General features: G+C 74.5%; 18 protein-coding genes. 10 read left to right on the top strand and 8 right to left on the bottom strand.

Annotated elements, in window-relative coordinates; translation table 11 throughout:
• Positions 1–95: 95 nt before the first annotated feature.
• A complete protein-coding gene (ligD, locus tag PH191_RS02935) occupies positions 96–1085 on the bottom strand; it encodes a non-homologous end-joining DNA ligase (RefSeq protein WP_274193126.1) in 990 nt (329 codons plus the stop codon).
• A 231-nt stretch (positions 1086–1316) separates the two neighbouring features.
• Here ligD and PH191_RS02930 point away from each other — a divergent pair, with 231 nt between their 5' ends.
• The gene (locus PH191_RS02930; protein ID WP_274193125.1) at positions 1317–1835 is read left to right on the top strand and encodes a L,D-transpeptidase; all 519 of its coding nucleotides are present in this window, start codon (positions 1317–1319) and stop codon (positions 1833–1835) included.
• A gap of 39 nt (positions 1836–1874) precedes the next feature.
• On the opposite strand, the gene PH191_RS02925 is transcribed toward PH191_RS02930, so the two are convergent.
• Complete coding sequence (locus PH191_RS02925; protein WP_274193124.1) at positions 1875–3524, bottom strand: ABC-ATPase domain-containing protein; 1650 nt, start codon at positions 3522–3524, stop codon at positions 1875–1877.
• Positions 3525–3832: 308 nt separating this feature from the next.
• Here PH191_RS02925 and PH191_RS02920 point away from each other — a divergent pair, with 308 nt between their 5' ends.
• The 7 genes from PH191_RS02920 to PH191_RS02890 are packed head-to-tail and all read left to right on the top strand — an operon-like array spanning position 3833 to position 10377.
• Positions 3833–5602 (top strand): carbamoyltransferase family protein, encoded by a 1770-nt coding sequence (locus PH191_RS02920; protein ID WP_274193123.1) that lies wholly within the window; start codon positions 3833–3835, stop codon positions 5600–5602.
• On the top strand, positions 5599–6708 hold the full coding sequence (locus PH191_RS02915; RefSeq protein ID WP_274193122.1) for a GNAT family N-acetyltransferase: 1110 nt from the start codon (positions 5599–5601) through the stop codon (positions 6706–6708). Before PH191_RS02920 ends, PH191_RS02915 begins: the two co-directional genes overlap by 4 nt.
• The gene (locus PH191_RS02910; RefSeq protein WP_274193121.1) at positions 6705–7748 is read left to right on the top strand and encodes an LLM class flavin-dependent oxidoreductase; all 1044 of its coding nucleotides are present in this window, start codon (positions 6705–6707) and stop codon (positions 7746–7748) included. Before PH191_RS02915 ends, PH191_RS02910 begins: the two co-directional genes overlap by 4 nt.
• Positions 7745–9334, top strand: coding sequence for an amino acid adenylation domain-containing protein (locus PH191_RS02905; RefSeq protein WP_274193120.1), 1590 nt, complete (start codon positions 7745–7747; stop codon positions 9332–9334). The genes PH191_RS02910 and PH191_RS02905 overlap by 4 nt, the downstream gene beginning before the upstream one ends.
• A 2-nt stretch (positions 9335–9336) precedes the next feature.
• The gene (locus tag PH191_RS02900; RefSeq protein WP_274191581.1) at positions 9337–9594 is read left to right on the top strand and encodes an acyl carrier protein; all 258 of its coding nucleotides are present in this window, start codon (positions 9337–9339) and stop codon (positions 9592–9594) included.
• Positions 9595–9626: 32 nt separating this feature from the next.
• Positions 9627–9998: a hypothetical protein gene (locus PH191_RS02895; protein WP_274193119.1), complete on the top strand. Its 372-nt coding sequence runs from the start codon at positions 9627–9629 to the stop codon at positions 9996–9998.
• A complete protein-coding gene (locus tag PH191_RS02890; protein ID WP_274193118.1) occupies positions 9991–10377 on the top strand; it encodes a hypothetical protein in 387 nt (128 codons plus the stop codon). Before PH191_RS02895 ends, PH191_RS02890 begins: the two co-directional genes overlap by 8 nt.
• Positions 10378–10418: 41 nt before the next feature.
• Here PH191_RS02890 and PH191_RS02885 read toward each other — a convergent pair whose 3' ends face one another.
• Positions 10419–11219, bottom strand: coding sequence for a siderophore-interacting protein (locus tag PH191_RS02885; RefSeq protein WP_274193117.1), 801 nt, complete (start codon positions 11217–11219; stop codon positions 10419–10421).
• A gap of 11 nt (positions 11220–11230) precedes the next feature.
• A complete protein-coding gene (locus tag PH191_RS02880; protein ID WP_274193116.1) occupies positions 11231–11785 on the bottom strand; it encodes a dihydrofolate reductase family protein in 555 nt (184 codons plus the stop codon).
• A 71-nt stretch (positions 11786–11856) separates the two neighbouring features.
• Between PH191_RS02880 and PH191_RS02875 the strand changes: the two genes are divergently transcribed.
• A complete protein-coding gene (locus tag PH191_RS02875; RefSeq protein ID WP_274193115.1) occupies positions 11857–13218 on the top strand; it encodes an FAD-binding oxidoreductase in 1362 nt (453 codons plus the stop codon).
• Between the two features lie 39 nt (positions 13219–13257).
• Complete coding sequence (locus PH191_RS02870; protein ID WP_274193114.1) at positions 13258–14865, top strand: flavin-containing monooxygenase; 1608 nt, start codon at positions 13258–13260, stop codon at positions 14863–14865.
• Between the two features lie 178 nt (positions 14866–15043).
• Here the strand turns inward: PH191_RS02870 and PH191_RS02865 are convergent, their stop codons facing one another.
• From PH191_RS02865 to PH191_RS02850, 4 genes are all read right to left on the bottom strand, one after another.
• Complete coding sequence (locus PH191_RS02865) at positions 15044–15667, bottom strand: nucleoside/nucleotide kinase family protein (protein ID WP_274193113.1); 624 nt, start codon at positions 15665–15667, stop codon at positions 15044–15046.
• A gap of 20 nt (positions 15668–15687) precedes the next feature.
• On the bottom strand, positions 15688–17028 hold the full coding sequence (locus PH191_RS02860) for an MFS transporter (protein ID WP_274193112.1): 1341 nt from the start codon (positions 17026–17028) through the stop codon (positions 15688–15690).
• A gap of 68 nt (positions 17029–17096) precedes the next feature.
• Positions 17097–17627, bottom strand: a complete 531-nt coding sequence (locus PH191_RS02855) for a hypothetical protein (RefSeq protein ID WP_274193111.1) — start codon at positions 17625–17627, stop codon at positions 17097–17099.
• A 38-nt stretch (positions 17628–17665) separates the two neighbouring features.
• Positions 17666–18217 (bottom strand): hypothetical protein, encoded by a 552-nt coding sequence (locus PH191_RS02850; RefSeq protein WP_274193110.1) that lies wholly within the window; start codon positions 18215–18217, stop codon positions 17666–17668.
• Positions 18218–18232 lie beyond the last annotated feature (15 nt).

Here is an 18232-nt window from a genome sequence, read left to right as displayed (position 1 = left end):
CGAGCGTCTGCGTGGCCCTATCGGCGTGCTCCCCTTCTACGGACGTTCACCGTCTGCGACGGTCCGCCGCTGACCTGGACCTCGAGGGGAACCGACTACTCGGGGTTCTTCTCCGCGGCGCGCTTGCGGCGCTTGCCCTCGTGCATGGCCTGGACGCGGGCGACGGGGATGGTGCGGCCCTCGGCGACGAGCTCCTCCGGCAGCGCCTGGGGCACCGGGCGGGACGTCGCGTCGGACCAGGGATCGGGGCGGTCCGGGCCCGTGTGCACGGTGATCTCCGAGGGCACCACGGTGTCCAGCTCGTCCCAGGTCACCGGGAACGACACCGGCAGGCCCGGGCGCACGCGCGGGCTGTAGACGGCGGCGATCGTCGAGCCGCCCGCGCGGGTGGGGTCGACGAACACCTTGCCGTCGCGGTCGGCGCGGATGAACGCCGTGGTCGCGACCGACGGGTCGAGCCGCTCGGTGTGCACCGCGAGCGCGCGGGTGGCGCCCGCCACGTCCTCGTGGGTGGGCCCGGGCGCGAGCGGCACGAGGATGTGCACGCCCTTGGACCCCGTGGTCTTCACGACGCCGGCGAGCCCCACGTCGTCGAGCGCGCGGCGCACGAGGTGCGCGGCGGCCACGACCGCGTCGAACCCGGCGTCCTCGGGCGGGTCGAGGTCGAGGACGAGGTGCTCGGGCGTGCCCATCGCGTCCGCGCGGGTGAGCGTGGGGTGGTACTCGATGGCGCGCTGGTTGGCGAACCACAGCAGCGTCCGGCGGTCGTCGCACAGGGCGTAGGCCACCTCGCGGTGCGACGACTCGGCCCAGAACGACACCGTGCGCACGAAGTCCGGCGCGTACTTGGGGACGTTCTTCTGCATGAACGGCTTCTGCCCGCGCAGCGCCCGCACCACGGACAGCGGCCGGCCGGCGAGCGCGGGCAGCAGCCGCGGCGCCATCGCGTCGAGGTAGTCGACGAGCTCGCGCTTGGTCACCCCCGCCCCGGCGAACAGCTCCTGGTCGAGGTTCGTGAGCGCGACGCCGTCGCGCTCCTCGCCCGTGCTGTCGGCCCCGCGCCCGCGGGATCCCGTTGCGGCCACGGCGTCACTTTCCTGCTCAGGGCCACACCGGGCAAGCGCCACACGCGGGGCGGGGGGTCCCGGCGGAGGCCGTCGCGGATGAGAGAGTCCCCGCCCGGCAGCCGAGATCGGCACGGAGAGCGACGGGACGGTCACCGCGAGGGACCACCCGGACAGACCACTCGTCCGTGTCGACCCCGGTGCCGTTGAGAGGGAGGCGCCGCGCAGCGGTGCCCCGTCGAGAGGAGCAGGGTGGGTCGGCACACGTGGATGGACGTCCGGACCGAGGCGCGTGAGGGCGCTCGTCGGGTCGGACGTCGGGTCGGCAGACGCGCCGCGGCCCTGGGACTCGGACTGACCGCCCTCGCCGGCATCGGCGGTGCCGGGGCGGTCGCGATGGCGGCGCCGGTCGCGGCCATGCCGTGCGAGGACAACGTCAAGGCCTGCGCGCGCCTGTCCACCAACGAGGCGTGGCTCTCCGACGGCAAGGGGACGATCGTCCGAGGCCCCGTGCGGATGAACCACGGCGCCCCGGGCAGCGAGACGCCGGTCGGCATGTTCGCCGTGCAGCGCAAGGAAGAGGTCCACCTCTCCAAGGAGTACAACAACGCGCGGATGCCGTGGTCGGTGTTCTTCGACAACAACGGCCGCGCATTCCACGGCGGCGACCCCGCCCGGCAGTCCGCGGGCTGCGTGCGCATGGCCGACCCCGACGCTCAGGCCTTCTTCAACGGCCTCAACGTCTACGACCGGGTCCAGATCGTCCCCTGACCCGTGAGCGAAGTTCCCGGCTATAGCCGGGAACTTCGCTCACGTACGGAGGCGCATCGACCGGAGGCGGTTGAGGGCGGCGGCGACCTCGTGGCGGCGGGGGCGGGCGACGTCCTCGGACCGCCCGTCGAGCAGCGCCTCGGTGCCGCGACGGTCGAGCTCGGCGTCGAGCAGGTCCAGGCCCTCGGCCACCGTGATCGTCCCGTCGAGCACGCCGTCCCCGAGCAGCGCGAGCGCCCGCCCGATGCCGGCGACCTGCGAGCGATCGGCGATCTGCTCCACCGCCGAGAGGTCGATGTCGTCCTCGCCGAAGCTCAGCCGGTCGCGCCCCCGCGCGGTGACCCGCCGCTTGCCCTTCGCCGTCGGGTCCAGCGAGGCCGGGTCGACGACGCGCGGCGTCACCGCCGGGAAGCCGGTGTGCTCCACGGTGCGCGACGGCCCGGACGCGGCGATCTCGTGGGCCCGCGCGGTGACGTCGGAGGCGCGGTAGGCGTCCATCATGATCACCGTGTCGGCGACGCCGAGGTAGTCGCCCGACCCGCCCATCACCAGCACCGTCGACACCCCGTGCTCCGCGTGCAGGGGGCGGACCCGCTCGACGAACGGCACCAGCGGCTCGGTCGCGATCAGCTGCTGCATCCGCGCGTCGCGGATCATCATGTTGGTCGCCGACGTGTCCTCGTCGATGAGCAGGACGTCGGCGCCCGCCTCCACCGCCTCGACGGTCGACGCGGCCTGGCTCGTCGAGCCCGAGGCGTTGGTCGTCGAGAAGTCGTCGGTGGGCTCACCGGACGGCAGGTGCGCGACGAACGCGGACACGTCGTCGTGGGTCACCGCGCGCCCGTCCTCGGCGCGCAGCTTCACCGCGTCCGGCCGGGTGACCACCTGCTCGCGGCCGTCGCCCGGCACGTGGTCGTAGACGCCGGCCTCCAGCGCACGCAGCAACGTCGACTTGCCGTGGTACCCGCCGCCGACGATCAACGTGACGCCCTCGGGCACCCCGAGCCCGCTCACCTCCCCGGCGTTCGGCGCCGTGAGCGTCACCCGCAACGAGGACGGCCCGCCGAACGGCGTCGCCCCGTCGAGCGGCCGGTCGTCGACGCCGCTGCGCCGCGGCAGCACGGCCCCGTCCGCGACGAACCCGACGAGCCCGCGCCCGGCGAGCGCCGCCCGCAGCGCCACGGCGTCCTCGACGGTCTCGACGAACGTCCGCGCCGCCGCGTGGTCGGCCGCGTGCACCGCCTCGCGCACCGCGGTCGGCAGCGTCTCCCCCAGCAGCGTCGCCGCCTCGCGCCCGAGGATCCGGCGCTTGGGCCCGGGGAACGGGACGCCGACCTCGAGGACCACGACGCCGTCGTCGCGCACCGTGCCCGCGCTGCGCTCGAGGACCTCGGGGCCGCCCGCGTCGACGTTCACCGGGGTGCCGCGCAGCGACCGGCGCAGGCCACGGAGCAGGAACGACGCGAGGGCCCGGCGACGGTCGGCGGTCGACCACAGGTCCGCGGGCAGGCCGGCGTCGTGGACGGTCAGCCGCACCCGGCTCGGCGGCGCGAACGGGTCGGCCTGGACGCGCAGGACCTCGAGGTCCAGGCCGGCGACGTCCCACCGCCCCGACAGCGACTTGTAGCGGCCGTAGCTGGCGCCGTCCATCGAGCGCAGGGACGCGGCGAGATCGTCGCGGGGAGCCATGGCCGGGAGTGTGCCCGCCCCGCGCTCCGCTCACGCCCGGCCCCGGACCCGGCCCCGGCCCCGGACCCGGCCCCATACCCGGCCTCACGCCCGTCCGACCGGCGTCGGGGCACCGTGGATGTCGTGCGCAGACCGTTGCTCCGAGCGTGTGGTCCGTCGCCCGGAGCACGTCCGGTCCGTCCCGTCCGGTCACGAAGCGCAACCCGTGACCGTTCCACGGAGCACCCCCCGGGAGCACGGGGCCCGACCCCCACGCGATAGTGGAGAACGCTCACAACGTCGTGTCCGCAAGACCGAGGGGAAGCTCCGTGATCGTCCTGGGTCTCTCCGGCCTGCCGCGCGCGCAGGAGCACCTGCGCCGCACCCACCCCGACCTCTCCCCCCTCGACGAGCGGATCGTCCAGGGCCTCGACAGCGCCGCGGCGCTCGTCGTCGACGGCCGTCTGGTCGCCGCCGCGTCCGAGGAGCGGTTCACCGGCGAGAAGGGCACGGGACGCCTGCCCGAGCAGGCGATCGCGTGGTGCCTGCGCGAGGCCGGGGTCACGCCGGACGACGTCGACCTGATCGCCCACGGCTTCGACTACGAGCGCCACCGCCGCGCCTTCGAGATCACCGGCGCCCCGTTCGACGAGGTGTACTCGAGCGCCACCGTGATCGACGGGCTCACCGGCCTGGGCTGGACCCGCGTGGCCGAGCGCTTCCGCCCCGTGCGCCACCACGAGGCGCACGCCGAGTCCGCGCTGGTGCCGAGCGGGTTCGACCGCGCGCTGTGCATCGTCAGCGACGGCATGGGCGAGACCGAGTCGCTCTCGGTGTTCCGGGCCGTCGACGGGTCGCTCGAGCGGCTGCACACCACGCCGATCGCGTCGTCGCTGGGCATCCTCTACTCGATCGCGACCCGGTTCCTCGGCTTCCAGTTCAACAACGACGAGTACAAGGTCATGGGGCTCGCCCCGTACGGCGACCCCGAGCGCTTCCGCCCGGTGTTCGAGAAGCTCGCCCGCGTCGACGCCGACCGCGGCACGGTGACCGTCGACTGGCCCACGAACGGTCTCGCCGACGCCGAGCAGGGCTACCCGCACGCCCGCGCGTACCTGGCCGAGGCCTCGTTCACCCCGCGGACGCCGGACGGCGACATCCACCGCGACGAGGCCGACTTCGCCGCCGCCCTGCAGGAGCGGCTGACGACGCTGCTCGTCGAGCTGACCTCCGTGTGGCTCGAGCGCACCGGCGAGCGGAACCTGTGCCTCGCCGGCGGGACCTTCCTCAACTGCAAGTCCAACCAGTCGATCGCCGCGCTGCCGGGCGTGGACGCGATGTTCGTCCAGCCCGCCTCCGGCGACGACGGCACCGCGCTCGGCGCGGCCTGGCACGTCGCCCGCTGTGAGGGGAGTGAGGGCGGCGGGCTCGCCCCGGTCACCGGCGCGTTCGACCCCTACCTGGGCCCGCGCTACGACCCCGACGAGGTGCGCGCGGCCCTCGAGGCCCGCCCCGACCTGCGGTGGACCCACGTCGGCGTGACCGCGGAGTACTTCGCCGGGGCCGCCGCGGACATCGCCGCCGACCGGATCGTCGCCTGGTTCCACGGGCGCATGGAGTTCGGGCCCCGGGCGCTGGGGAACCGCTCGATCCTCGCCCGCCCCGACGGCGACCGGATCAAGGAGCGGATCAACGGGGCGGTGAAGTTCCGCGAGGCGTTCCGCCCGTTCGCCCCCGCGGTGCTCGACGAGGACGTCGACCGCCTCTTCGTCACCCGCGGCTTCGAGCCCGACCGCTACATGCTCTGCACCGCGCAGGTCCGGCCCGAGGCGCGCACCGTGGTCGAGGGCATCGTGCACGCCGACGACTCGGCGCGGATCCAGACGGTGCGCGACGACCTCGCCCCCGGCTTCGCCCGGCTGCTGCGGGAGGTCAAGGCCCGCACCGGGGCGGGCGTCGTCGTCAACACGTCGTTCAACGTCAAGGGCCAGCCGCTGATCATGGATCCCGGCACCGCGCTCGACACCTTCGCCGGCATCGCGCTGGACCGGCTCTACATCGAGGGGTACGTCGTCGAGGGGACACGCAGCACCGCATGAGCGCGATCCGACCCCTGACGCGCGAGGACCTGCCCGCCGTCGCCTCGCTCTACGAGCGCGTCGCGCGGTCGGGTGGCGCCACGCCGCCGGCGCCGCTCGTCGGCTACCTCGAGCGCCTGTGCCTGGACGCCGTGTGGACCGACCCGGACATCCCGCCGCTGGTCGCCGAGGGCGGCGACGGCGCGATCATCGGTTTCCTCGGCTCGTACCCGCGCCGGGTGCGGCTCGACGGCCGGGCGCTGCGCGTGGGCTGCTCCGGGCACCTCGTCGCCGAGCCGTCGAACCCCGGCATCGGCGCGCTGCTGACCCGCACCTACATGCAGGGCCCGCAGGACCTCACGATCACCGACGGGGCCACCGACTACATGCGCCAGATCTGGCGCACGCTGCGCGGCCGGGTCCGCACGGCGCCGTCGTTCGGCTGGTACCGCGTGCTGCGCCCGACGTCGACGGTCGCGTCGCTGCTCGGCGACCGCGGCCGACCCGTCCCCGGTCCGCTGCGCAGCGTCGGCGGCGGGCTGGACGCGCTCGCCCGGCGGATCCCCCGCATCGGCGCCCGCCCGGCCCCGGCGTCGGACCCGGACGTCACCGCGGAGCCCCTGACCGTCGAGGGCCTGCTCGAGCAGACGTCCTCGGCCCCGCGGCACTGGCGGCTGCACCCGGACTACGACGAGCCGTACCTGACCGGCCTGTTCGCCGAGCTCGACGCGGTCGTCCCGGTCCGCGGCGAGGTGCTGCGCCGCCTGGTGCGGGGGCGCAACGGCCGGGTGCTCGGCTGGTACGTGGCCTTCGTGCCCACGGGCGGGATCGCGCAGGTCCAGCAGCTCGCGGCCACCGGTCCCGACCCGGGCCCGGTGCTCGACCACCTCATCGCCGAGGCCGACGCGCGCGGCGCGGCCGCGGTGGCGGGACGGCTCGAGCCGTCGCTCGCCGACGCGGTGCGCCGGCGCCGCTGCGTGGTCCGGCCGAGCGCCTGGGCGCTGGTGGACTCCGACGACACCGGCGTGCTCGCGGCGCTCGACGCCGACGACACGCTGCTGACCAGGCTCGACGGCGAGTGGTGGATGGGCCACCACCTGCTCTGGCGCGGGAGGGAAGCCGCATGACCCCGACCGGACTCACGGTCTACTCGACGTGCCCGCAGTCCAAGGACGTGCCGGCGGCCGACTACCTCGACGCGGTGGCCGCCACCGCGCGCTGGAGCGAGGAGGCCGGCTGCGCGGGGATGCTCGTCTACACCGACAACGGCATCGCCGACCCGTGGCTGGTGTCGCAGACGGCGATCGCGGCGACGCAGCGGCTCGCCCCGCTCGTCGCGGTCCAGCCGGTGTACATGCACCCGTACACCGCGGCGTCGATGGTGTCGTCGCTGGCGTACCTGCACGGCCGCTCCGTGCACCTGAACATGCTGGCCGGCGGGTTCAAGAACGACCTCGTCGCGCTCGGGGACCGGACCGAGCACGACGACCGCTACGCCCGGACCGTCGAGTACACGCAGATCCTGACGGCCCTGCTGCGCGGGGAGACGGTGACGGTCGACGGGCGCTGGCACCAGGTGCACAACCTGCGCCTGGCCCCGGCGCTTCCCCCCGAGCTCATGCCCGAGGTGCTGATCTCGGGCTCGTCCCCCGCCGGCCGGGCCGCGGCCGAGGCGATCGGCGCGACGCCCATCCGCTACCCCGAGCCGCTCGGCGCGGGCTCCGTCGCCGACGCCGACGCCCCGACCGGCGGCGGCGTCCGGATGGGCATCATCGCCCGCGACGACGCCGACGAGGCCTGGCGCGTGGCCCACGAGCGCTTCCCGGTCGACCGCGCCGGCCAGGTCGCCCACGCCATGGCCATGCGCGTCTCCGACTCGCACTGGCACCACCAGCTCGCCGCCGCCCGGGATTCAGCACGGAACACGGCCCCGACCCCGCAGGCCGACCTCGGCGCCGAACCGGACCCCTACTGGCTCGGCCCGTTCGAGAACTACCAGTCGTTCTGCCCCTACCTGGTGGGCTCGCACGACCGCGTCGCCGCCGAGGTCGCGCGCTACGTCGAGCGGGGCACCGAGGTGTTCGTGCTCGACATCCCGCCGGCGGCCGAGGACCTCGGCCACGCGGGCGAGGTGTTCGCCCGCGCCGGAGCGGCGGCCCGCGCATGACCCGCCACCTCCAGGACCTGCTCGCCGCGTCCGCCGACCGGCACGCCGACCGGCCCGCGCTCGTGGGCGTCGACGAGACCCTGACCTACGCCGAGCTCGACGCCGCGGTGAACCGGGTCGCCCACGTGCTGCTCGCGCACGGCCTGACGCCGGGCGCGCGGGTGTGCGTGCTCGCGGAGAAGGCGCCGTGGACGGTCGCGGCGCTGATCGGGACGCTGCGGGCCGGCGGCGCCTACGTGCCGGTCGACCCGGCCGGGCCGGCCTCGCGGGTCGCGCGGATCGTCGGGGCCGCGGAGCCCGAGGTGGTGCTGGTCGACGCCGGGTCGCGCGCCCTGCTCGACGAGGTGCTCGCCGAGCTGCCCGGCCCGCTCCCGGTGGTCGGGGCGATCGACGACGCCCACGCCGCCTTCACTCCGGCCGCCTTCACGCGCGCCGACCTGCTCGCGGCGCCCGCCGACGCGCCCGGAGCGGCGCCCGCCGACCTCGCCCACCTGCTCTTCACGTCCGGCTCCACCGGCGCGCCCAAGGGCGTGATGATCACCCACGACACGGTGCTCGCGTTCGTGGACTGGGCGCTGCGCCACTTCGGCCCGAAGCCCGGTGACCGGATCTCCGGGCACCCGCCGCTGCACTTCGACCTGTCGACCTTCGACATCTACGCGACGCTCGCCGCGGGCGCCGAGCTGCACCTCGTCCCGGCGCCGCTGGGCATCGACCCGCGCGGCACGGCGGCGTTCATCCGCGACCGCGCGCTCACCCAGTGGTTCTCGGTGCCGAGCGTGCTGACCTACCTCGCGCGGTTCGACGCGGTCGCCCAGGACGACTTCCCGGCCCTCGAGCGGCTCCTGTGGTGCGGCGAGGTGCTGCCGACGCCGGTGCTCGCGCACTGGATGCGCCGGCTGCCCCACGTCCGGTTCACCAACCTCTACGGCCCCACCGAGGCCACCATCGCGTCGAGCTTCTTCGACGTGCCCGAGGTCCCCGCCGACGAGACCCTGCCGGTGCCGATCGGCCGGGCGTGCGACGGCGAGGAGCTGCACGTCCTCGACGAGGCCATGGCCCCGGTACCCGCGGGCGAGACGGGCGAGCTCTGGATCGGCGGCGCCGGGCTCTCGCCCGGGTACTGGCGCGACCCGGAGAAGACCGCGGCCGCGTTCCGCGCCGACCCCGTCGCGGGCGAGCGGCTCTACCGCACCGGCGACCTGGCGCGCGCCGACGTCGACGGCGTCGTGCACTTCCTCGGACGCGCCGACTCGCAGATCAAGAGCCGCGGGTACCGCATCGAGCTCGGCGAGATCGAGGCCGCGCTGGCCACCGTCGCCGGCATCCGGGAGTGCGCCGTGGTCGGCGTCGACACCGGCGGCTTCGAGGGCACGACGATCTGCTGCGCCTACTCGGTGGCGGAGGGCCACGAGCTCCCGCCCACCGAGCTGCGCACCGCCGTCGCCGAGCTCGTGCCGCGCTACATGGTGCCCGCGCGGTGGGCCGAGCTCGACGACCTGCCCCACAACGTCAACGGCAAGATCGACCGCCCGGCGCTGCGGGAGCGCTTCACCCCCGCGCGCGCCGCGACAGGAGGACGCTGACCATGCCGGACGCCAGCACCGGAGCGGTGAACGACCAGCTGATCGACCTGGTGCGTGACCGGCTCGGCGTCGAGGTGCCCTCGTCCGACACCGATCTCGTCGCCGACGGCCTGATCGACTCGCTGGCGCTGGTGACGCTGATCGTCGGGATCGAGGACACCTTCGGCTGCCGGTTGCCGCTCGACGACTTCGACATCGAGCGGTTCCGCAGCGTCGACGCGATGGCCGCGTTCCTCGCCGAGGTCGGGGTGACGGGATGAGTGCCGGATGACCGGCTCGTAGGCTGCCGCGCGTGATCGCCGGCCTCACCTTCGCGGTGCTCGCCCTCGCGCTGGCGTGGGCGCTGTGGTGCGCGGTGTCCGCGGCCGTCGGCCAGGCCCCGACCAAGGCGCACCGCATCGGTCTGCTGGCGCTCGAGGCCGTCGCGCTCGTGCAGGCGCTCGTGCTCGTCGTCGGGCTCGTCGTGCTGGGCGGGCGGTCGGCGGGCGCCGTCGTCGAGATCGTCGGCTACCTGATCGCGACGCTGGTGGTGCTGCCCATCGGCGCGGCGCTGGCCCACGGCGAGCGCACCCGCTACGGCTCGGTGGTGCTCGCGGTCGCGGGCGTCACGCTCGCGGTGCTGTCGCTGCGCACGGGGCAGGTCTGGACGGTGACCGGTGCCTGAGACCCGGTCGCTGTCGGCCGGTCCCGGCCGGGTGCTGCTCGTGGTCTACGTGGTGTTCGCGATCTCGGCGGGCGCCCGGGCGATCTACCAGATCGCGGTGCAGTTCGAGCGCGCGCCGGAGGCCTACCTGCTCTCGGCGTTCGCGGCGGCCGTCTACCTCGTCGCGGCCGTGGCCCTGGGGCGCGGTGCCCGGCGGGTGGCGCTCGTCGCGGTCGTCGTGGAGCTCGTCGGCGTGCTCGGGATCGGCACGCTGTCCCTGCTGCGGCCCGAGGACTTCCCCGACCCGACGGTCTGGTCGGACTTCGGCGTCGGCTACGGCTTCGTCCCCGTGATCCTGCCCATCCTGGGCCTGCTCTGGATCGGTCGCGTACGTGAGTGAAATTCCCGGCTATTGCCGTGAACATCACTCACGTGGGCCGGTCAGCCCAGCCCCGTGCCCGCCACGCCGCGGCGCCAGTAGCCGTCGAGGTCGACCGCGGCGGTCGGCAGGATCGCCCGCAGGCGCCGGCGGACCGGGCGCAGCTCGCCCGCCTCGGCCCCCATCCACGCGAAGCCCTCGCCGGGCGGGGGCGTGAAACCCGCGACGACGTCGTCGAGCAGGCCCGTGGTGCCCGCCGGGGCGCCGTCGCGGTGGCGCCAGTGCACGGTGACGTGCGACGGGACGTCGGCGAGGTAGGCCTCCTCGGCGGCGTCGGCGACCTCGACCGCGACGGTGACCGGCACCGGGGGCAGCTGGTCGAGCCAGCGGGCGAGCGCAGGCAGGGCCGTCTCGTCACCCCCGAGCAGGTACCAGTCCCGCGCCGCGACCGACGCGCTCGAGCGGGGCCCGTAGAGCCACAGGGCACCGCGCGGGTCCTCGGCCCACGTCCCGGCGAGCCCGCCGCCGTGGCGCACGAGGTCGACGTCCACGGTGCCCGCGGCGGGGTCGTGACGGCGCAGCGTGTACTCCCGGTAGGGCCGGGGCGTACCCGCCGGCGGGGCGGCGAGCCCGCGTGCGGTCAGCCGGGGCTCCGGCGGCTCCTCCCCCGGCGCCGGCGGGAAGAAGAGCTTGGCGTGGTCGGTCGGGCCGGTGACCGGCAGGTCGTGCAGGTCGCCGGCGAGGCGCACGCGGCGCATCCGCGGGGTCACGTCGAGCACCTCGACCACCTCGACGCGCCGCGGCCGCCGGGCGTGCTCGGAGTGCTCGACGTGCGAGACGACCGGGGCGTCGCGGACCACCATGGCCCGAGACGTTAACGAGTCCGGTAGCGCAGGTGGACCGCCCCGCTGTCGAAGCGCCGTTCCTCGACGAGCTCGAGGTCGAGGCGGACGCCGTCGGGGAGGAAGCGCGTCCCGCCGCCGACGACGACGGGGACGACGATCGGCCCGATCTCGTCGACGAGCCCGGCCGCGAGCGCCGCGGCCGCGAGCCCGGGGCCGTCGACGGTGAGGTCGCCGGTCTCCTTGAGCGCCCGGATCGCGTCGGGATCGAGGTCGCGGGCGATCGTGGTCCGGGCGCTGGACACGGTGTCCAACGTCTTCGAGAACACGATCTTGTCGGCCGCCTGCCAGGTCCGTGCGAACTCGGCCATCTCGGGCGGCTCGTCGGGCAGCTCGTGGGCGGTCTCCCAGAAGACCATCGTCTCGTACATCCGGCGGCCGTAGAGGAAGGTGCGGACCGGCCGCATCAGCTCCTCGAAGTAGCGGTGCAGCTCCATGTCCTGCTCGATGCCCCAGCCGAAGTCGCCGTCGGCGTCCGCGGTGTAGCCGTCGAGCGTCGTCATCATCGAGTACATCAAGCGGCCCATGCGACGCCTCCTCGTTCTGATTGCATTTCGCAACCGGTTCGGAGCGTAGCGGATCGTGCTAGGACACGGGGATGTTCCAGGCGCTCGCCGACGCCGTCGGCGCCGAGCACGTGATCGCGGGCGACGACCCGTCGGTGGCCGACCTGTGCGCCGACGAGGCGCTCGGGGTGCCGGCCGGCAAGCCCGCGTACGTCGTGTGGCCCGCGGACCGGGACGAGGTGGTCGCGGTGGTCCGCGCCGCGCGGGCCGCCGGCGCGTCCGTCACCGCGCGGGGCGCGGGCACCGGCCTCTCGGGCGCCGCGACCCCCGACGACGGCGCGGTGCTCCTCTCGTTCGCCCGCATGGACCGGATCCTCGAGATCGACCCCGTCGACGCCGTCGCCGTGGTGCAGCCCGGGGTGGCGCTCGAGGACCTCGACGCCGCCGCGGGCGAGCACGGCCTGACCTACCCCGTGCACCCCGGCGAGCAGACGGCGTCGCTCGGCGGCACCGTCGCCACCAACGCCGGCGGCATGCGCGCGGTGCGCTACGGCGTCACCCGCGCGCACGTGCTGGGCCTCGAGGCGGTACTCGCCGACGGGACGGTGGTGCGCACCGGCGGGCGGCTCGCCAAGATGTCCTCGGGCTACGACCTCACCCAGCTGCTCATCGGCTCCGAGGGCACGCTCGCGCTGGTCACCGAGGTGATCGTGCGCCTGCACCCGCACCTGCCCGCCCGGCGCACGGTGCTGGCACCGTTCGGGTCCGCCGACGCCGTCACCGCCGCGGTCGGGCGCATCGTCGGCGCGGGGCTCGCGCCGACGGTGTGCGAGTACCTCGACGGCCCGACCATGCGCGCGGTCTGCGCCGCCGCCGACCTGACCCTCGGCCTGCCCGAGGACCTCGTGGACGCCGACCACCTGCTCGTCGAGCTCGCGGGGCGCCGCGCGGAACGGGTCGACGAGGACGCCGAGGAGCTCGCCGACACCCTGTCCGCGCTCGGGGCCGCGGAGGTGTTCGACCTGCCCGCGGGGTCGGCGCGGCGGCTGGTCGAGGCGCGGGAGAAGGCGTTCTGGGCGGTCAAGGCGGCCGGCGCCGACGAGATCGTCGACCTCGTCGTGCCCCGCTCGGCGATGGCGGCGTTCCTCGGGCGGGCCCGCGCCGTCGGCGACGCCCACGGCTCGCGGGTGCTGGGCTGCGGCCACGCCGGGGACGGGAACGTGCACCTCGCGGTGTTCCAGCCCGATGCGGAGCAGCTGGCCGCGACGCTGCACGGGGTGTTCGCGGCCGGGATCGCGCTGGGCGGTGCGGTGTCGGGCGAGCACGGGGTCGGGCGCGCCAAGGCCCACCACCTCGCCGAGCTCGGCGACCCCGGCGCCCTGGACGTCCTGCGGCGCGTGCGGGCCGCACTGGACCCCGACGGCACCCTGAACCCGGGCTGTTCGCTGCGCTGACGGTTGTCCCGCGCGGCGTGGCCACCGAGACTCGTGAGCGTGGCCAACGATCCCGACGTCGTCGTCATCGGGGCCGGCTTCGCCGGGCTCTACACGATCCACCGCCTGCGCGAGCGCGGCCTCTCGGTCCACGGGCTCGAGGCCGCCGAGGGCGTCGGCGGCACCTGGTACTGGAACCGGTACCCGGGCGCCCGGTGCGACTCCGAGAGCTACTACTACTGCTACGCCTTCTCCCGCGAGCTCGAGCAGGAGTGGGACTGGAGCGAGCGCTACTCCGGCCAGGCGGAGATCCTGTCCTACCTCGAGCACGTGGCCGACCGCTTCGACCTGCGGCGCGACATCTCGTGCTCGACGACGGTCGTGTCGGCCGCCCGCGACGGCGACCGCTGGGTGATCGACACCGAGGACGGCGGACGCTGGACCTGCCGCTGGCTGGTGACCGCCGTCGGCTGCCTGTCGTCGGCGAACGTGCCCGACATCCCGGGCCTGGAGTCCTTCACCGGGGAGTGGCACCACACGGGGCAGTGGCCGCACGAGGGCGTGGACGTCGCCGGCCGACGGGTCGGGGTGGTCGGCACCGGGTCCACCGGCATCCAGGCCATCCCGGTGCTCGCCGAGTCGGCCGGGCACCTCACCGTCTTCCAGCGCACCGCGAACTACTCGATCCCCGCCCGCAACGCCCCGCTCGCCCCGGAGGAGGCCGCGGGCTACAAGGCCGACTACGCCGCCATCCGCGAGCTCCAGCAGGCGTCCACGAACGGGCACCCCTTCGTCGTCAGCGACGTCGACACCCTCGCCCTGCCCGACGACGAGCGGCGCGCCCTCCTCGAGCGGGCCTGGGAGCGGGGCGGCCTGCGCTTCCGGGCGGCCGTGCGCGACGTGCTGACCGACCCCGCCGTCAACGAGGACACCTCCGACTTCCTGCGCTCGAAGATCCACGAGACGGTGGACGACGCGGCCACCGCCGAGGCGCTGACGCCGCGGGACCACCCGTTCGCGACCAAGCGCCCGCCGATCGACACGGGCTACTTCGAGACCTACAACCGGGCGAACGTGTCCCTGGTGGACGTCCGCGCCGACCCGATCGTGGCGATCACGCCGACCGGGGTGCTGTTGACGTCGGGGGCCGAGCACCCCCTCGACGTCCTGGTGTTCGCCACGGGCTTCGACGCCCTCTCCGGGCCGCTGCTGCGGCTCGGGATCCGGGGCACGGGAGGGCAGTCGCTCGCCGACGCGTGGGCCGAGGGCGCCACCACGTACCTCGGCCTCGGCGTCGCGGGCTTCCCGGACCTCTTCACGATCACCGGGCCGGGCAGCCCCTCGGTGCTCACCAACATGCCGACCTCGATCGAGCAGCACGTCGACTGGATCGCGGACCTCGTCGTGCACCTGCGCGAGCACGACCTCGAGGCCGAGCCGACGCCCGAGGCGCAGGCCGGCTGGGCGGAGCACGTGCGCGAGGCGGCCGACGCGACGCTGCTGCCGCAGGCGGCCAGCTCCTGGTACCTCGGCGCGAACGTGCCGGGCAAGCCCCGGGTCTTCCTGCCCTACGCCGGCGGCTTCGCGCGCTACCGCGAGATGTGCGACGCCGAGGCGGCCGCCGGCTACCCCGGGTTCGCGCTGCGGGCACGGCGTAAGGCCGCCTGACGTCAGGTCTGCGAGGGCACGCGGAACCCGGGTGCTCGCGGGTTGATGGCTTCCGGCCCACGCTCCGTCCCGAGGTCTGGGCGCGGTTCCGCGAGGCGACGCAGACCGGGTGATCGAAGCGGATTTTCTGGCGCTGAGTGCCAGCGAGGACGCAGGGCTTGCACTCGCGGAGGATGTCTCAGGCGGTCTGCAGGGCCGGGCGGTCGGGGTGGTCGGCGCGGACAACGAGGTCGGCGACGGCGAGGGGGTCGACCTCGTCGTCGTAGCGGGCGTAGGCGGGCAGGGTCCAGGCCTCGTCGGCGGGCGTGCGGCGTTCGAGCACGGTGGCCGAGAGCGCGAGGTGGACCGCCAGCTCCGCCGGCAGGCCGCGACCGAGCAGCAGCGGGCCGTCGACGACCACGACGCCCGACGGCGGCAACGCCACCCGGTCCACGCGCGCGGCGCGGTCGACGTCGACGTCCCAGAGCCGGGGCAGGACCTGGCCACTCCCGCCGGGACCCATCGGCGCGAGCACCTCGCGGACCAGCGCGCCGGCGTCGAGCCAGTCGTCGTAGAACGAGTCCGGATCGGTGCGCCCGCGCTCGAGGCGCACCGAGGCGGGGCGCAGGAAGTCCCAGGCCGACACGCGCACCACGGGCCGGGAGCGTACGCGCAACGGATCGACCAGGGCGTCCGCGAGCACCTCCGTCCGGGCCGGCGGGGCCCCGTCGACGAGCACCCGGACCCGGCCGGGTCCGGCGCGCTCGATCGCCGCGACGAGCTCGTCGGTCAGGGCGTCGGGTGTGAGCGGGCGGATCGGCATCCCGTCCAGGATGCCGCGCCTCAGGCCTGCGCCGCGCCCCGGCTCGTGTCCTGACCCGCCTCGTCCTCGGACGCGAAGTCGGCCTCGTCCAGCGCGGGATCGCGGGGGTGCATCGTCAGCAGCGCGGCGAGGGAGACGAAGGCGCAGATGATGATGTAGATGGAGATCCAGGTGGTCTCTCCTGTGCCCGCGAGGATCGCGGTGGCGATCAGCGGGGCGGGGCCGCCTGCCGTGATGGAGGCGAGCTGGTACCCGAGGCCGGCGCCGGTGTAGCGGATGCCGGTGCCGAAGCTCTCGGAGATCAGGGCCGCCTGCGGGCCGTACATCATGTCGTGGAAGACGAGCCCGAGGATCATCCCGAGCAGCACGAGCCCGCCGACCCGCGTGTCGAGCAGGGCGAAGTACGGGAAGGCGTACAGGCCGGTGAGCACGACACCCGCCCCGTAGACGAGGCGCCGGCCGATCTGGTCGGAGAGCCAGCCGAAGAACGGCACGCTGACGATGCCGATGCAGGCCGCGAGGATGAGATAGAGCAGCAGGTCACCGCGCGCGAGCTTGAGCTGCTGGGTGCCGTACACGAGCACGAACGAGGTGAACAGGTAGAACGGCGCCTGCTCGGCGGTGCGCACCAGCAGGGCCTTGACGACGTCGCGCCACTGGGTGCGCAGGGTCTCGGCCAGCGGCAGCTTGGCGACCTTCCCCGAGGTCTTGACCTGGGCGAACGCCGGCGACTCGAGGACGGTGAGGCGAATCCAGAGCCCGACGGCGATGAGGACGATGCTGGCGAGGAACGGCACCCGCCAGCCCCACTCGAGGAACTCCGGGCCCGAGAAGAAGTAGACGACGGCCGTGCCGCTCGCCAGCCCGATGGGGACGCCCGCCTGCGGCCACGCCGCCATCAGGCCGCGTTGCTTGCGGGTGCCCCACTTCATGGACATGAGCACCGCGCCGCCCCACTCGCCGCCGACACCGATGCCCTGCATGACCCGCAACAGCGTCAGGAGGATCGGCGCGGCGATGCCGATGGTCTCGTAGGTGGGCAGGCACCCGATCAGCACCGTCGCCCCGCCCATGATCAGCAACGTCGCCACCAGGCTCTGCTTGCGCCCGATGCGGTCGCCGTAGTGCCCGAAGATCGCGGCGCCGATCGGACGCGCCGCGAACCCCACGAACTGGGTCGAGAACGCCAGCAGGACGCCGCCGACCTCGTTGTTGGCGAAGAACAAGGGCCCGAACACCAGGGCGGCGGCGGTGTTGTAGAGGAAGAAGTCGTACCACTCGATGGTGGTGCCGACCGTGCTCGCGACCACCGCCTTGCGCTTGAGCGTCCGGCGGTTCGCGCCAGCGGGAAGGGTGCTCATGGGCGCCCATGGTCGTCATCACACCCACACGGGGCAATACCTCTCCCGGACCTGACCGGTTGGGCCGATCAGATCACCGAGAAGCGATCGGTCAGTGGCTCACCGTCAGTACGTGAGATGACGCAGCTGACCTGACGGGCCCCGGAGGACGACGCTCCCGACGTGCGCGGCGCGTCGAACGCCGCCTCGGAGGGGATCACCGCGGTCATCCGCAGGTCAGCACGGTCGACGCCCCCGGACGTGGGCACGAGCAGCTCCGAGTCGGCGAACAGGGCGCAGTACGCCCGCCCGAAGTCCGCGAGCGCGGCCTCGCCCGGGTAGGCCACCGGGCGCCCCTCGTCGATCGGGGCCCGCGAGGCGACCACCTCGACGTCGTGGGGCGTGCCGCACTGGGCGTCCGCGGCCTCGCCGAAGGTGCCGCCGCCGGTCAGCTCCCCGCGGGCGCACTGACCGTCGAAGAGCGTGAACTGCTCCAGGTCGCCGCCGGGCCCGAACGTCAGCACGTCGGGCGCGGCGGTGAAGGGCCGCCAGCCGCCCATGAGGGCCCCGACGAGCACGAGCAGCACCGCGAGCCCCACGGCGCCCGCGGCCAGCACCACCCGTCGCGGCACCTCGGGGCGCGCGACCCCCCGCGCGCTCAGTTCTCCTGCTCCACGTGCATGGCCTGCTCCTCCGCGGTGCCCGGCTCGTTGTCGAGGGCCGCGACCTCGGCGATCGCGTCGTCCGCGGGAAGGCCGGTGGCCTCGACGGCGTCCGCGGCGGACGAGACGCCGAGCTCGATCTCGGTCGCGTCCTCGGCCAGGAGCTCGCCCTCGGTCGCCCCGTCGGCCCCGACGCTGTCGAGCACCGCGCCGCCCCCGACGCCGTCGACCGCGTTCGCCGGGTCGTCGACCGACTCGTCCAGCTCGTCGATCGGCGTCGCCGCCAGGGGCCGGTCTGGCGGCTGCTCGGGCTGCGCCTCGGGCTCCTCCTGGGGCAGCCGGTAGTCGATGCTGGGCGACTGGGTCTCCCACTGCTGGGTGCCCCCGAGGCGGACGTCCCGGCTGTAGCCCTCCGGGGTGTCCATGCCGTCCTCGAGCGGATCGGCACCCATGCGGTCCTCGTCCATCACGACCGCCGGCTCGGTGTCCAGCGCCGTCATGTCGTTGTCCAGGACGGCCTCGCCCCGTTCGACGGACTCCTCGCTCACGCGTCCTCGCCTTCG

The sequence above is a fragment of the Actinomycetospora callitridis genome (assembly GCF_028737265.1).
Taxonomy (GTDB): domain Bacteria; phylum Actinomycetota; class Actinomycetes; order Mycobacteriales; family Pseudonocardiaceae; genus Actinomycetospora; species Actinomycetospora callitridis.
Note: the sequence above shows the minus strand (reverse complement) of the source record. Positions and strands in the feature narration are given on the sequence as shown.

Excerpts from the sequence above, each read along its gene's own strand:
- PH191_RS02885 (WP_274193117.1), bottom strand. The coding sequence starts at position 11,219 with ATGGTGGTCCGCGACGCCCCGGTCGTCTCGCACGTCGAGCACTCCGAG.
- PH191_RS02905 (WP_274193120.1), top strand. The coding sequence starts at position 7,745 with ATGACCCGCCACCTCCAGGACCTGCTCGCCGCGTCCGCCGACCGGCAC.
- PH191_RS02860 (WP_274193112.1), bottom strand. The coding sequence starts at position 17,028 with ATGAGCACCCTTCCCGCTGGCGCGAACCGCCGGACGCTCAAGCGCAAG.
- PH191_RS02925 (WP_274193124.1), bottom strand. The coding sequence starts at position 3,524 with ATGGCTCCCCGCGACGATCTCGCCGCGTCCCTGCGCTCGATGGACGGC.
- PH191_RS02880 (WP_274193116.1), bottom strand. The coding sequence starts at position 11,785 with ATGGGCCGCTTGATGTACTCGATGATGACGACGCTCGACGGCTACACC.
- PH191_RS02865 (WP_274193113.1), bottom strand. The coding sequence starts at position 15,667 with ATGCCGATCCGCCCGCTCACACCCGACGCCCTGACCGACGAGCTCGTC.
- PH191_RS02915 (WP_274193122.1), top strand. The coding sequence starts at position 5,599 with ATGAGCGCGATCCGACCCCTGACGCGCGAGGACCTGCCCGCCGTCGCC.
- PH191_RS02910 (WP_274193121.1), top strand. The coding sequence starts at position 6,705 with ATGACCCCGACCGGACTCACGGTCTACTCGACGTGCCCGCAGTCCAAG.
- PH191_RS02875 (WP_274193115.1), top strand. The coding sequence starts at position 11,857 with ATGTTCCAGGCGCTCGCCGACGCCGTCGGCGCCGAGCACGTGATCGCG.
- PH191_RS02900 (WP_274191581.1), top strand. The coding sequence starts at position 9,337 with ATGCCGGACGCCAGCACCGGAGCGGTGAACGACCAGCTGATCGACCTG.